The sequence below is a fragment of the Streptomyces sp. NPDC096339 genome (assembly GCF_044762985.1).
Taxonomy (GTDB): domain Bacteria; phylum Actinomycetota; class Actinomycetes; order Streptomycetales; family Streptomycetaceae; genus Streptomyces.
Genome location: NZ_JBIWFI010000026.1, coordinates 16,006 through 29,391, shown reverse-complemented (window position 1 = coordinate 29,391; position 13,386 = coordinate 16,006). Strand labels below are relative to the sequence as shown.

Annotated in this window: 12 protein-coding genes; 7 read left to right on the top strand and 5 right to left on the bottom strand. The window is 68.6% G+C overall.

The window, feature by feature from the left end; genetic code table 11:
* Nucleotides 1-20 precede the first annotated feature (20 nt).
* Nucleotides 21-230, bottom strand: a complete 210-nt coding sequence (locus ACIQ5Y_RS27265; protein ID WP_403885772.1) for a helix-turn-helix transcriptional regulator — start codon at nucleotides 228-230, stop codon at nucleotides 21-23.
* Between the two features lie 516 nt (nucleotides 231-746).
* On the opposite strand from ACIQ5Y_RS27265, the gene ACIQ5Y_RS27260 reads away from it, so the two are divergent.
* From ACIQ5Y_RS27260 to ACIQ5Y_RS27250, 3 genes are all read left to right on the top strand, one after another.
* On the top strand, nucleotides 747-1,169 hold the full coding sequence (locus tag ACIQ5Y_RS27260; protein WP_403885769.1) for a hypothetical protein: 423 nt from the start codon (nucleotides 747-749) through the stop codon (nucleotides 1,167-1,169).
* Nucleotides 1,170-1,320: 151 nt separating this feature from the next.
* Nucleotides 1,321-1,635 (top strand): hypothetical protein, encoded by a 315-nt coding sequence (locus ACIQ5Y_RS27255; RefSeq protein ID WP_403885766.1) that lies wholly within the window; start codon nucleotides 1,321-1,323, stop codon nucleotides 1,633-1,635.
* Nucleotides 1,559-2,887 (top strand): tyrosine-type recombinase/integrase, encoded by a 1,329-nt coding sequence (locus tag ACIQ5Y_RS27250; protein ID WP_403885763.1) that lies wholly within the window; start codon nucleotides 1,559-1,561, stop codon nucleotides 2,885-2,887. The genes ACIQ5Y_RS27255 and ACIQ5Y_RS27250 overlap by 77 nt, the downstream gene beginning before the upstream one ends.
* Here ACIQ5Y_RS27250 and ACIQ5Y_RS27245 read toward each other — a convergent pair.
* From ACIQ5Y_RS27245 to ACIQ5Y_RS27235, 3 genes are all read right to left on the bottom strand, one after another.
* Nucleotides 2,788-4,206 (bottom strand): sulfatase, encoded by a 1,419-nt coding sequence (locus ACIQ5Y_RS27245; RefSeq protein WP_403885760.1) that lies wholly within the window; start codon nucleotides 4,204-4,206, stop codon nucleotides 2,788-2,790. The genes ACIQ5Y_RS27250 and ACIQ5Y_RS27245 overlap by 100 nt on opposite strands.
* Before the next feature lie 227 nt (nucleotides 4,207-4,433).
* Complete coding sequence (locus ACIQ5Y_RS27240) at nucleotides 4,434-4,769, bottom strand: hypothetical protein (RefSeq protein WP_403885758.1); 336 nt, start codon at nucleotides 4,767-4,769, stop codon at nucleotides 4,434-4,436.
* 345 nt (nucleotides 4,770-5,114) lie between these two features.
* Nucleotides 5,115-6,524, bottom strand: a complete 1,410-nt coding sequence (locus tag ACIQ5Y_RS27235) for an MFS transporter (RefSeq protein ID WP_403885755.1) — start codon at nucleotides 6,522-6,524, stop codon at nucleotides 5,115-5,117.
* A gap of 235 nt (nucleotides 6,525-6,759) precedes the next feature.
* On the opposite strand from ACIQ5Y_RS27235, the gene ACIQ5Y_RS27230 reads away from it, so the two are divergent.
* The 4 genes from ACIQ5Y_RS27230 to ACIQ5Y_RS27215 all read left to right on the top strand — a co-directional run bounded on the left by ACIQ5Y_RS27230 (nucleotide 6,760) and on the right by ACIQ5Y_RS27215 (nucleotide 12,865).
* Nucleotides 6,760-7,581, top strand: a complete 822-nt coding sequence (locus ACIQ5Y_RS27230) for a helix-turn-helix transcriptional regulator (RefSeq protein WP_403885752.1) — start codon at nucleotides 6,760-6,762, stop codon at nucleotides 7,579-7,581.
* 33 nt (nucleotides 7,582-7,614) lie between these two features.
* Complete coding sequence (locus tag ACIQ5Y_RS27225) at nucleotides 7,615-9,555, top strand: glycoside hydrolase family 71 protein (RefSeq protein ID WP_403885749.1); 1,941 nt, start codon at nucleotides 7,615-7,617, stop codon at nucleotides 9,553-9,555.
* Nucleotides 9,556-10,399: 844 nt separating this feature from the next.
* Nucleotides 10,400-11,161, top strand: a complete 762-nt coding sequence (locus ACIQ5Y_RS27220) for a hypothetical protein (protein ID WP_403885746.1) — start codon at nucleotides 10,400-10,402, stop codon at nucleotides 11,159-11,161.
* A 9-nt stretch (nucleotides 11,162-11,170) separates the two neighbouring features.
* Nucleotides 11,171-12,865, top strand: a complete 1,695-nt coding sequence (locus ACIQ5Y_RS27215; protein ID WP_403885743.1) for a tetratricopeptide repeat protein — start codon at nucleotides 11,171-11,173, stop codon at nucleotides 12,863-12,865.
* A gap of 104 nt (nucleotides 12,866-12,969) precedes the next feature.
* Here the strand turns inward: ACIQ5Y_RS27215 and ACIQ5Y_RS27210 are convergent, their stop codons facing one another.
* On the bottom strand, nucleotides 12,970-13,359 hold the full coding sequence (locus ACIQ5Y_RS27210) for a YybH family protein (RefSeq protein WP_403885740.1): 390 nt from the start codon (nucleotides 13,357-13,359) through the stop codon (nucleotides 12,970-12,972).
* Nucleotides 13,360-13,386: the final 27 nt, after the last annotated feature.

The window sequence follows — 13,386 nt, the reverse complement described above, 5'->3', positions numbered from 1 at the left end:
GTCGGGGCCGCATGCCGCAGCTAGGCGGCGATGGAGCGGCATTCGTCGAGGTGGGCCTCGATGACTCGGACCTCGTAGGCGATGCGCCGGGCGACTGCGTATCCCTGGGGCCCGATCTTCTTCAGCCGCCACTTGTAGAGGGTCGACTTGGCGACGCCGAGCATCACGGCTGCCTCCTCGATCCAGACGCTCCCCGGCGGAGCGGGGATGTGCTTAGAGGGCTGCGGCACGAGAACTCTCCTGATTCATGGTCGAGGCGTCCCGTTCTGGGGACGCTGGGGGCGCGAAAAGCACCAGCACGGCGGTACCGACGGCCTCCGAGATTGAGTGCGCGTCGTCCATGGATGCGGTCTTCTGGTGGCCGGAGAGGAGTCCCTCTATGACTCCTTTGCTGCAGCCGCTGGTCTGGGCCAGGGTGCGAACGGAGAGGGGAACGCCTGATCCGGGGTGTTCCATGACCCACTTGAGAATGCTGCGGTCGCGAAGGGCGTAGCGGCGGCTCAATGGATCTCCAGTGGGACGGGGTTTCCTTGACTGAGATGAGCTAACCACACCTGGGACGCCGTGTCCACAAAATAGGACGGCCGGATCTGGAGTTTTCGCAAAGAAACCGTCTCGGTAGCATGGATGTGTAGACGATTCGTCTGCGATCCGGGATGGTTGTACGGCCTGACCTGCGTCTTCCCGAGTCGAAGCGGGCAGCAATGGAGACAGTCGACTTGAACGTAGATGGAGAGGGCGAAGACATGACGGTGCCTGCCACCGCCCCAGACCTCAACGCGGCCGACGCCGCCGGGGCCCTGTCGCGTCTCATCCTGGCCGCCCTTGATGAAGGGCTGTCGTACCAGCAGCTGGCGGATCGCGCCGTCGATCCGAAGACCGGCGCCACAGTGTCCAAGCAGTACCTGCAGAAGCTCGCGAAGACCCCGCCGGCCAACCCGCCGAACCCAGGGCAGCTCGGAGCCATCGCCGTGGGGCTCCGCAAGTCCGAGCGGCGGGTCAAGGAGGCGGCCGCAGAGCAGTGGCTGGAGTATGAGGCCTTGGAGCTTTCGGGCTACGACGAAGACGTGCGGATCATCGTCGGTCACCTGGCAGGAAAGTCGAAGGCGGAGATCCGCCAGTGGCGCGCGATGATGGAAGCCGCGGAGCAGGCCAAGCGCGAAGACTGACAACTGGTCAGTAATGGCACACCGGCGATCGGATGTGTACATAGTTCTTCGCTTCAACCGATTGTGGTCAATCCCTCGCCGGTCGTAGTCTTCACCCACCGCGCACAACTGGACCCACACGTCCCAGTAGTGCCGACTTCGGGGAGGGCGCATGCTGAATGTCACCTACGAACTCGCAGACAACCTTGGGTATGGGATGCCCGTCGAGGTTCACGAGACGCGTGGCAGCGTCCGTATACGCCTCGATCGCAACGCGACGCTTGAGGAAATCGTGGCCTGCCTCAACCCGGTCATTGCTGAAGTCCTGGCCGGCGGGCAGTGGTTCCACGTCTGGAAGGGCGAGATCGTAACGGTCGACTCGCCCGAGGATCCGCGCGACGGAGGTACGGTTGCCCGGCTACATCGAGGACCGCTGGTACAAGAAGGGCCCCGCCGACCCGAAGACGGGAAAGCCCACGCGGGCTGAGACCGACCGGCATGGCAAGGGCAAGCGGTGGCGGGTGGCCGGCATTCCCGGCGTCCGCGACCGGTCCTTCGAGAAGCTGGAAGGCCCCGACGGGGCCAAGAAGTGGCTTAAGGACTCGGCGACAGACACCACCCGAGGGACGTTCTACGATCCGCGCGACGGCAGCATGCTCCTCGAGGAGTACGTGACCGAGCACTGGTGGCCCAACCTGCGACTGCCGCCGACCACGAAGAACGGCATGAAGCCGCGGGTCTTCAAGCACATCGTCCGCCATGTCGGCCATCTTCCGTTGAACCGGATCGGGCACGACGAGATCAGGGCGTGGCTGACGCGCGTTGAGAAGGACATCGACGTCAACACCGTCCGCACCACCTGGCGCCACTTCTCTTCGATCATGCAGGCGGCGCACAAGGCGAAGCGCATCCCGGAGAACCCGTTCAGGGACGCCGACCTGATTGCCCCCGCCCCGTCGGTCTCGAAGGCGAAGGCGTGGCCCAAGGACCAGGTGTCGGCGGTGCGCAAAGAGCTGGGGGAGCGGTACGGGATTCTTGTCGACCTCGCCGTGGGCGCAGGCCTCCGCCAGGGGGAGTGCTTCGGCTTCTGCCCGGACGACATCGACGGGGACGAGATCAACGTGACCCGGCAGGTCGTGCTCGTCGGCCACAAGCCGGCGTTCGCCCCTCCGAAAGGCAACAAGACGAGGACGGCGCCGTGTCCGCCCGAGCTTGCCGCGGCTCTGAAGCAGTACGGCGAGGCGCACCCTGCTGTGGAGGTGACGCTGCCGTGGATCGACCCGGCCCGACCCAACCTGGAGTGGGAGAAGCGTCCGAAGCGGACAGTACGTCTACTAGTCACGACCCCCACTGTGTCCGGCAGGAACCGTGGCGCGCTGACACGAATGACCTTCGATGACCATCAGTGGAAGCCGGCACTGGCCAGGGCCGGTGTGATCCCGGATCCGGTCAAGGAGCTGGTGCAGGGGAAGGGTAAGCGGCCCTGGCAGAGGGTGAAGTGGGAGATGCCGCGGGAGGACGGGTTCCACGTTACGCGGCATACATTCGCGTCCGTCGTGCTGGCTGCTGGCGAGACCATTACCCAGCTGGCAGCATGGATGGGGCACAGCGACCCGGCGTTCACGCTGCGGACCTACGTTCACTTCATGCCGAAGTCAGGCAAGAAGGCGATGGCTGCGCTGGGTAGTTGGATGTCGGCCGAGGCGCCCAATTCGGGGGGCGAAGAGCCTTCCCAGTAAGTGGATCTCCCCAGATCCCGCCCAGCCCCTACGAGAGAAGCGCCCCGACCTGGATTCTTGCAGGTCAGGGCGCTTTCTTCTGAGGTGTTCAGCCAGTACTCCGTGTACTGCCTGTCCTTGGCCACGTACGAGGCCCAGGTCTTCGGACCGGTGCCACCGGTGCCCTGCTTCCACCACTCGACCAGCAGGTGGTCGCGGCTGTAGCCGGTGAGCAGGGAGTGGCCGTCCTGCGGGGTGTCCGGGGTGATCCCCGCGGCGTCGAGGATGGTCGGCGCGATGTCGATGTTGGCGACGACGCGGTTGTCGACCGTACCCGAACCCAGGCCGCCGGCAGGCCAGGAGAGGTAGAAGGGCACCTCGTGCGACGGGCTGTAGGGAACCGACTTCGCGGTCCAGCCGTGGTCGGCCCAGCCGAAGCCGTTGTCTCCGATGTAGATGACCAGGGTGTTGTCCAGCTGCCCGAGGGCGGCGAGCTTGTCGTGGAAGGCCTGGACGGCGTCGTCCACGGTCAGCAGGGTCCGCAGCTGCTCGGCACGGATCTGCCGGCCGTCGGCCAGGGTTCCGGTCGCGTTCTGGATGTAGGCCGGCTTGTCGGCCCGGTCGGCCTCGGGAACGGAGGGGCGCCCGTTCCAGGTCGGGACGACCGTGTCCGCGTACTTGGCCTCGGGGGTGCGCGGTCCGTGCGAGGCGTACGGGGTGACGTACGCGAACCAGGGCCGGCTGTCGGTCGCGGCCTTGTCCAGGAAGTTCAGCGTCTTGTTCTTGATGATGTTGGTGGTGTAGCCGTTGATCGTCTGCACCGTGCCGTTCACGTTCCAGTTGGCGTTGGTGTACGCGGGCTGGAGCAGGGCGAACTCCTCGAAGTGCGGCGGGTTGTCCGCCAGCGTCCAGGAGTTGAGGTACTTGCCGAACAGGCCGGTGCGGTAGCCGGCCTGCTTGAGGTAGCGCTGCACGGTGGTGTGCTGGTCCAGGCTGTGGGACGCGGCGTTGTTGCGCACGCCGTGGTTGTGGGCGTAGCGGCCGGAGAAGACCGAGGACCGGGACGGCGCGCACAGCGGCGTGGCCACGTGGCCGTTGGTGAACTTCACACCCTGGTCGGCGATCCAGCCGATCGTCTTCTGGATGGCCCAGTCGGTGTGCTTGGGCTGGTCGTCCGTGACGATCAGCAGGATGTTGGGGCGGGCGGCGGACGCGGTGCTCGCCGCGGCCGGATGGGCGAGGGCGGGGGTGGCCGCTGCCGCCGCCACGGCGGCGGCGCCGGCGAGGAAGCCGCGCCTGCCGACCGCACCGGTCCGGGGCGTACTGATGTGCTCGCTCACGAGGGTCTCCTGTACGTGCGGGGGAGTTTGACGTACGAACCGGGGGCTCCCGGCAACGCCTGCGCGTAACCGGAACCTGCAGGTCAGACCCTAGAATTCAGTTCCCCGCCACTCAATGACGGCCGCATGGCAGTGCTGTTCCAGTGCTGTGCCGGGGACGTACCGCCGATGTGCCGGGGATGTGGCGCCGTCATGACGGCGACATGGCAGCGGATGTGACGTGTCGCTCAGAGCCGGTGGACGCGTTCCCCGTCGAAGCCCAGCGGCGACCGCCCGGAGGCCAGGATCCGCAGTCCGGGGGCCACGGCGAGCAGGTCCCGCAGCCAGGCCAGGGCGTCCGGGGCGAGCTGCTCCGCGCCGTCCACCACGAGCAGCATGTCCCGCTCGGCCAGCCAGGAGGCCACGCCCGCCGTCCGCCCGCACGGCAGCAAGGGCGTCCCGGGAACGCAGCTCAGTTCGGCCGTCAGCTCGCGCACCCCGAGGAGGCCGCGGACCGGCTCCGCGGCGACGACGGCGACCCCGTCGTAGAAGTTCGACACGAGCCGCCGCGCGATCTCACGCACCAGCACGCTCCGCGGCCCGCGTAACCCGCCGGCCACGGTCAGCACGCGCCCCCGCCGGACGGTGGAGAGCAGGCGGGACATCTCGGCGGATGTCGCGGGCAGTGTTCCGGACGGCGACCCTGAGTCCCTCATCGGCACGATGCCCCCCATTGCATGCGTGACCAAGCGCGGCAACAGGGTTCTTTCGAGCCGCGTGACGACGATTATGCGCCACGCTGGGCAGAAGACCAGGGGAATGTCGTATTCCGCTGCCCCGCCCCCGGTGGGCCGCTCGATGGGAGCGGCCCACCGGGGGCGGGGCGGGGCGGGGCGGGGCTGGGCGGGTCCGGGCTGGGTCCGGGGCGACTACGCCCGGCGGCGCAGGCCGAGCGCGACGAGGAGGGCCACTGCCAGCACGATCGCGGCGTCGATGGCCAGGACCGTGCGCACCCCGGTGAAGAGCGAGGTCTGCGTGGTGGCCAGCACGCCCAGCAGCGGGATGCCGATGGTCAGGCCGACCTGCTGGGTGGTGGTTACCAGGCCGGTCGCCAGACCCTGTTCCGAGTCGGGCACACCGCTCGTGACCACCAGCCCGTACGAGATGATCGCGCCGAGGTGGCACATGCTCGCCAGCGACACCAGCACGGTGGCCAGGAGAGCGCCCGACGACGATCCCGCGGTGAGCAGCGCGCCGGTGAACACGCCCTGACCGACCAGGGAGCCGGCCAGGGTCCGGTGGGCGCCGAAGCGGCCGATGACCCTGGGCGCGTACGAACCGGCGAGGATCGAGGCGATGCCCTGGACGCCGAAGACCAGACCGGTGCGGAAGGCGGACAGCTCCAGCGTCTCCTGGAGGTAGAGGGTCAGCACGAAGACGACCGTGGACATCATCGAGAAGGTGACCAGACCACCGACATTGCCCCAGGCCACCGTGCGCCGCTTCAGCATCGCCGGAGAGACCAGCGGGGCGGGGGACTTGGACTCCACGGCCACGAACGCGACGAGAAGTGCCAGCCCGGCCACCAGCGTGCCCCAGACGTCCACGCCGCCGAAGCCGCGCTGGGCCGCCGTCGTCAGGGCGTAGATCAGCGCCAGCAGCGCGCCGGTGACGGTGACGGCCCCGGGCGTGTCCAGTCGGGGCCGGTCCGTCGTGCGCGACTCCCGCAGCAGCCCCGGGGCGAGGAGCAGTACCACCACGGCGGCGACCGCGAGCAGTCCCATCGTCGAACGCCAGCCGAGCGTGTCGGTCAGGACACCGCCGAGCACCATGCCGATGGTGAAGCCCAGGGACAGCAGCGTGCCGGAGATGCCGAGCGCCCTGTCGCGCAGCGGGCCCTCGGGGAAGGTCGTGGTGAGCAGGGACATGCCGGTGGGCACGATGACCGCCGCCCCCAGTCCCTGGAGCGCGCGCCCGGTCAGGAAGGAGGTCGGGTCCCAGGCGAGCGTGGCGAGGACGGAGGCCGCGCCGAAGACCGTGAGACCGGTCAGGAACAGCTTCTTGCGGCCGTACAGGTCCGCGATCCGGCCGAAGAGGAGCAGGAAGCCGCCGGACGGCAGCGCGAACGCGGTGACCGCCCACTGCAGGCCGGCCCGGCTCAGCCCGAGGTCCTCGCCGAGCACGGGGAGGGCCACGTTCAGCACGGAGAAGTCGAGCGCCACCATGAACTGGGCGGCGCAGAGGACGAAGAGGACCAGCCTGGCCCGGCCGGAGAGCCGGCCGTCCTCGGGAGCCACCGCCTGTGGCGGGTTGGTCGTGGAGTGTGTGTCTATCGCCATGGCCACTACCTTCGTGGCGCGGGAATGGCCGTGGAGAGTGGGAACTTATCCTGTTGGCGGCACCACCAGGCAGCCGTGCGGGGAGGCCGTACGGCCGGCCGGCCGGGCAAGCCGAGCAGACAGCAGACAGCAGACAGCAGACAGCAGACAGCAGACAGCAGACCATGCCGAGCAGGGGGACTCCGTGGCCACACCGATCGAAGCGCACCGACGGACCGAGCTGCGAGGGTTCCTGATGAGCAGACGGGCCAGGATCAGCCCGGCCGAGGCGGGCCTGCCGGACGGCGGGGCCCGCCGCCGCACGCCGGGCCTGCGCCGCGAGGAGGTCGCCGTGCTCGCCGGCGTCGGGGTCTCCTGGTACCAGTGGCTCGAGCAGGGCCGCGACATCACGGTGTCCTCGCAGGTCCTGGACTCGGTGGGCCGGGTGCTGAAGCTGAGCAGCGCCGAACGCCGGCACCTGTACGTGCTGGCCGGGCTCAACCCGCCCGCCCTGGAAGTCGCCCCGGCCGACCAGGACATGTGCGACGGTCTGCAACGCCTGATCGACGCGTGGATGCCGTTCCCCGCGCACATCATGGACGCGTACTGGAACACCGTGCTCTACAACGACGCGGCCGCGCTGGTGCTGGGCATGCGCCCGGAGATCGTGCAGAACTGCCTGATCGCCTTCTTCACCGACCCCGTCTACCGGGCCCGTTCCGCGCGCTGGGAGGAGAACGCGGTGTCGGTGGTGGCCCAGTTCAGGGCGGCCTGCTCGGAGCGCCCGAACGACGAGGGGTTCCGGGCCGTCGTCGAGGAGGCCCGGGAACTCAGCCCGGAGTTCGCGGAGTTGTGGGAGCGGCGGGACATCCGTCCCGCCGGGCAGACCAAGAAGCAACTGGAGCACCCGGTCGTCGGCACCCTGTCCGTGGAGTCGACCCAGCTGCGCGTACCGGCCCGCCCGGACCTGGTGATCGTGCTGCACAACCCGCTGCCGGGCACGGACACCGCCGCGAAGCTGGAGTGGTTGACCTCGCCCGAGGGCCGACGGGGCTCCATGTACCCGATAGCGGGCTGAGCGGGGACACCCGAGGGGCGCGAGGGGGCCAGGATGACGCAGCACCGACGGGCGGACCGGGGAGCCGGTCGCGGCGCGGACGGGGGCGTGGACCGCACCGCGGACCGGCGGGCCGGGCGGATGGCGCACCGTGCAGCCGCCCGGAGCGCGGACGGCACCGCGAACGGCACCGCGGACGGGACCGCGGACGGGACCGCCGGTGCGGACAGCGCGGACGGCACCGCGAACCGGCGGGCCGGGAGTGCGGCGCACCGGGCCGGCCGGAGGGACGGCGGGGCCCGGCGGGGGCATGACGCGCACCCGCGGCCCCCGCGGCCCCTGCCGCGCCGGCACCGGCGTCGGAGCGGCTTCCGGGGGCGTCGGCCGCTGTTCCTCCTGGTCTGCGGTTTCCTCCTCGTCGGCGTGTGCGCCGCCACCGGGATCGCCTGGGACCCCTTCACCGCCGCCCAAGACCAAGCGGGGAAGGCCCCGGCGGCCGCCATCGGCACGCCCTGGTCCGTCGGGCCCGCCGACGGCACGGTAGAGGCCTCCGAGGGTTCGGCCGGGAGCGCGCCGCCCACCGATGGCGCGAGCCCGACGGCCGACCCCCAGGCCACCGCCGCCCCCGGCACGGGACCCCTGCCCTTCGACCTGCCCGGGCCGGCCGCCCTGCGCTCCGGTGCGGCGGGCCGGAAGCTGGTCTTCGCCCACTACTTCACCCCGTACCCGCTCTCCCTCGACAACGCGAGCGCCGACAAGGACTACTACACCCGCAACTACCTCGACCCGGCGGGCGAGAACGGCAAGCACGGGGCGTACGGCGGACTGCTCCGCGACCGGCCGCCGCCCGTGCCGCCCCGGGGCGGTGACTGGGAGTACGCCAACCTCCAGCAGGAGGTGCGCACGGCCGGCGCGGCCGGTATCGACGGGTTCACCCTCGACCTGCTCTCCCTCTCCGGCAAGAACTGGGAACGCGCCAAGCAGCTGATGGCCGCCGCCCACGCCGCCGACCCGGGCTTCAAGATCATGCTGATGCCGGACATGACCTCGCTCGGCACCGACGACCCCGCCGTGCTGGCCGGGGCGATCGCCGAGCTGGGCGCGGCCCCCTCCGCCCACCGGCTCCCGGACGGCCGGCTCGTGGTGTCCCCCTTCAAGGCCGAGGCCAAGAGCGCCACTTGGTGGAGCCGGACCCTGGAGATCCTGCGCACCCGGCACGGCATCCGGACCGCCTTCGTCCCGCTCTTCCTCGACTTCGGCGCGCACGACGGGGACTTCGCCCCGATCAGCCACGGGTTCTCCGAATGGGGCAGCCGCAGTTACGTAGGCCAGGAGAGCTCCACGCGGGACGTACGGCGCGCCCACGACGCGGGCAAGATCTGGATGCAACCGGTATCGGTGCAGGACGCCCGCCCCAACCAGGGCATCTACGACGAGGCGGGCAACACCGCTACGCTGCGTGCCACTTGGACGCGGGCCATCGAGGACGGCGCGGACTGGGTGCAGCTCACCACCTGGAACGACTACTCCGAGGGCAGCCAGTTCGCGCCCTCCCTGCACAACGGGCACACCTACCTGGACCTGAGCTCGTACTACCTGACCCGGTTCAAGACCGGCGGCTGGCCGAAGATCGTCCGGGACACGCTCTACCTGACCGCCCGCACCCAGTTCGCCGGCGCCGGCCCCACGGGCCCGCAATCGCTGCTGATGTCGCTGCGCAAGGGGAGCGCCGCGCCCCGCGACACGGTGGAGGTGCTCAGCTTCCTCGCCGGGCCCGCGGTCGTCCGTACGGCCGTCGGATCCGCGAAGGACACCCACGAGGCCCCCGCCGGGCTCCACTCCGAACTGCTGCCGCTGGAACCGGGCACCAGTTCGGCGCAGGTGGTGCGGGACGGGAAGCCCGGGGCGACGGTGGAACTCCCGTACCCGGTGGACCGCACGGCCGCGGTCCAGGACCTCCAGTACTACGGGGCGACCAGCGGGCGGAACGCCTAGCGAGCGTCTCCTCGATGGGTCGATCGGCCGATAGGGTGCATCCTCTCCGTACCCGGCCGCGGCGGGCTGAGCGCCAAGGTCCATTTCGCCGCGGACGACGGGGCGGGACCCCTGGCCCTCACCGTTTGCGACGCTGACCAAGGAGACGGAACTTGGGTCGGTTACAGGGAGAATGGCTCCAGTTCGCCGGCGTCTGGGCTGGTCCTTCGATTCCTGGTGACGTGCAGTCGTAAGGCCGACCTAGTGCGGCAGGACGAAGGGCGGGCCATCCCGGGCGCACCTGCCCTCAATTTACGGTGGAGGAGCTGTGGCTTTGTGGCCAAAAGATCGTCGACGGCAAGCCGTTGCGGCGTGCGCTGCCGTGGCGATCGCGGCAGTGTCGGGGGCCTTGTCTGCGCTGGCCAACTTTGTCTCGCCAGGGCAAGCGGCTGTACTCGGGCTAGCCTCTGGCACGTTAGGGCTCACCGGAGCGCTGTGGTGGGCGCTGCGCCAAGAACGAGAAGAGGCTCAACGGCAGTGGAACACCGCGATCGCGTCAGGCCCCGACGGATGCGTTCTTGACGGTGCTCACATCGCCGACAGTCTGCTGACGGCTCTGAATCCGGACCAAGAGGTGGTGCCGTTCTCGCCCCTGAGAAGCTCGGACGTGAGGGCCATCAGCCTGTGGTGCGGTGGAACGAGCGGACTTCGGGTTTGGCGCGTGGTCGGGGAAGCCGGCAGCGGCAAGACGCGCTTGCTCATCGAGGTGCAGCGCCGCATGGCGGATCGGGGGTGGAAGTGCGGATGGGTCCGTCGCGATCGGGCTGCTGACGCGGCATCCGCAGCTGCTCTGCAGAAAGGCCCAGTGATGCTGATCGTCGATGATGTCGATACCCAGCCAGACTACCGCGATTTGACTGCGATGTTGGCTGCTGTCGTCCGACGTGATGCCAGTGTCCGGCTGCGAGTGATTCTCGTAGGCCGTGATTTCGGGGAGTGGTGGGGGCAGCTGCGTGACGGGCTGGACCCGGTTGTGGACGCGAAACTGAAGCCGCCTGGTCACACCCGTCTGTCCGCTATGGGTGCCACGACGGCAGATCAAGAGCAGCTGTTTGACGTGGCACTTGGCCACTACGCCCGTCGTTTCGGTCGATCCGTGCCCAGCGTCGGCCTGACAGGTCTCACCCTCGCCACGCCCATCGCTGAGCTGCACGCCGCAGCTGCCAGTGCCGCGTACCACAGCTTGACTGGGTCCGTCTCGATCGATGCAGCGCTGCAACATCTTTTCCGGAGCGAAGAGGCCTGGTGGCTGGCCAACGCGGCAGCTTGGAGCATCACATCGCCCTTGCCGGTACTTCAAGCCGCTGTCACCGCTGCCACGCTGGTTGGCGCCGACGACCGTGCCCAGTGCGCACGTCGACTCGCCTGTCTCCCAGGGCTCACCACGGCATCGACCGAGCGACTGGACGACCTTGCCCGCTGGCTGCACCAGCTCTACACCCAACGAGGTGGTACGTGGCTTGACCCGCACCTCCCCGCCCAGCTTGCCGAGCGTTACGCCGTGAGGTGTGCCACCGCCCAGCCGTCGCTACCCTCCGCGCTCGCTGCCGCCGCCCTGACCAGTTGAAGGTGAACCGTGACTACTGAGCCCAAAGAGCCCAGCTTCAACGGCGCCGCAACCCAGTTGTTGCGACGGTTGGCCCGTGCTGCTCAGCACTGTCCCACCGACGTCGAATCAACTCTCGTCCGCGTGATTGGGCACGATCCGAGCACTCTTCTGCCGCTGGCTGTTTCCGTCGCACGTGCCGGGCAGGGACGGATCGATGACGCAATTGCGGGTGTGGTTGCATCAAGCAACCACACCGAAGCTGAACTTGTCGATCTCTATCTTTCCATCCCGGCCACGACCGGCACACTCACGCACACGGCGCTGGCGCTGGCGGAGCAGCTCCTCAACGTAGCGTCGACGAACGAAGATCGGGCTAAGGCTCTCAGTGGCCTGGGGCACAGGCTGATGAGGGTGGGGCGATATCAGGATGCGGTGGCTGCTACGGAGGAATCCGTTGGATTGTGGCGAAAGCTAGCCGCAGACAATCCTGGTACTCATTCCGACGATCTCGCCAGAATCCTTCACAATCTCGGGGTGCAATTATCGGCGGCGGGCCGTTATCAGGATGCGGTGGTCGCGATGGAGGAATCCGTCGGATTGTGGCGAAAGCTCGCCAATGAGCATCCTGTCATTCATGCCGACGCCTTAGCCCATGCGTTGCGGGGACTAGGGCAGGGCCTTGCGAAGGTAGGTCGACATAGGGATGCCCTCCCGCTGGAAAGAGAAGGCGTACTGCTGTGGCGTCAGATCGTGGAAACTGACCACGCCGCGAACATGTATCTTGCCGCCGCCCTTGTAAACCTCGCTGCGCGCCTGTCAATCACGGGCCGGGTCCCAGAAGCGCTAGCCGCAGCCGAAGAGTCAGTCGCACTGTTGCGGCAGCTCGTGGAGTTCGACGCTGACTCGCACCTCGGGCCTCTCGCCGACGGCCTGCATGCGCTGGCGCAGAGGCTTTCGGACGCAGGTCAGGACGAGGAAGCGGTGACCGTCGAAGATGAGGCAGTGGCTCTGTATCGAGGGCTGGCAGGGATTGACCCCGACAGTCACGCCGAGGGACTTGCTTCCACTTTGATCGGCCTTGGGTGCTATTTGGAAATCGTGGATCGGGGGCGAGAGGCCTTGGTGGCAACCGAGGAAGCTGTCACCCTGTATCAACGGCTGGCCGAGGTCGACCCCGACAGTCATGCTGCTGGCCTTGCCAATGCGTTGCATAATCACAGCGGGCAGCTCGCCGACGCGAATCGGCATCGTGCGGCGCTACTCGCGGCAGAGAAGGCGGTTGCCCTGTTTCGGAAGCTGATGGAACCCGATCCCGAGGCCCATGTGGCCAACCTCGCGCGTGGGCTACGTGGCCTCGGGCTGCGCCAATCCCAGGCCGGCAAAATTCAAGAATCCGTGCAGACTCTCCGAGAGTCCGTCGAACTTCTGCGCCCTCTTGTCGACGACGAGCCTGAAATTCACGGGCCGGGCCTCGCGCATGCCCTGAACAGCCTCGGACACCGGTTGGCTGAGACCCGGCGGAACTCTGAGGCTCTTACGGCGGCCGAAGAGTCCGCTGCATTGTGGCGTCGACTCGTCGCAGCCGGTACTGGATCCCACGGCGCCGCCTTGGCGGCCAATCTGCGGTGCCTTGCACATCACCTGTCGGCGGCGGGAAGGGCACAAGAAGCCCAACGCGCAAGAGAGGAAGCGGACTTCCTGCAACGGCGGCCGTCGTCGTAGCAGCGGAGGGTCTCAGGATGTGGTCGGTGGGGTGCGCACGGTCAAGCCTTTGCGTCAAGCGGATGGCTTCGTCTCAGAGAGGCGGTTCCGGGCCGCTTCCGTGGTCAGGCACGCAGGGGTGACTGTTGCTCCCTCGGGCTGACGAACTCCGGCTGGTCGAGCAGGCGCAGCCAGCTGCCGTCGGGCTGGCGCCGCACGACCTGGGCGCGGGCCCCGGCGCCGTCCCGGGGCGGGGTCGAGGTGAGCGCGATGCCGTCGGCGACGAGGGTCGGCAGCGGGGTCTCCTGCGCGAAGACCGGGCGGTGGGCCAGGACCTTTTCCCACAGTGCGCGGATCGCCTCGCGGCCCACCGTGCGCTCGCAGGCCGGATAGGCCATCACCGCGTCCTCTTCGTAGAGCGCGGCCACCCCTGCGGCGTCCCGGGCGTTGGAGCGCTCGACGAACAGGCGGATGATGTCCTCGGGGCGCATGGCCTTCTCGTACGACTCGTACATTTCTTCCTCCGGTGCTCGTCGACTCGT

Excerpts from the sequence above, each read along its gene's own strand:
- ACIQ5Y_RS27260 (WP_403885769.1), top strand. The coding sequence starts at position 747 with ATGACGGTGCCTGCCACCGCCCCAGACCTCAACGCGGCCGACGCCGCC.
- ACIQ5Y_RS27255 (WP_403885766.1), top strand. The coding sequence starts at position 1,321 with ATGCTGAATGTCACCTACGAACTCGCAGACAACCTTGGGTATGGGATG.
- ACIQ5Y_RS27210 (WP_403885740.1), bottom strand. The coding sequence starts at position 13,359 with ATGTACGAGTCGTACGAGAAGGCCATGCGCCCCGAGGACATCATCCGC.
- ACIQ5Y_RS27235 (WP_403885755.1), bottom strand. The coding sequence starts at position 6,524 with ATGGCGATAGACACACACTCCACGACCAACCCGCCACAGGCGGTGGCT.
- ACIQ5Y_RS27230 (WP_403885752.1), top strand. The coding sequence starts at position 6,760 with ATGAGCAGACGGGCCAGGATCAGCCCGGCCGAGGCGGGCCTGCCGGAC.
- ACIQ5Y_RS27225 (WP_403885749.1), top strand. The coding sequence starts at position 7,615 with ATGACGCAGCACCGACGGGCGGACCGGGGAGCCGGTCGCGGCGCGGAC.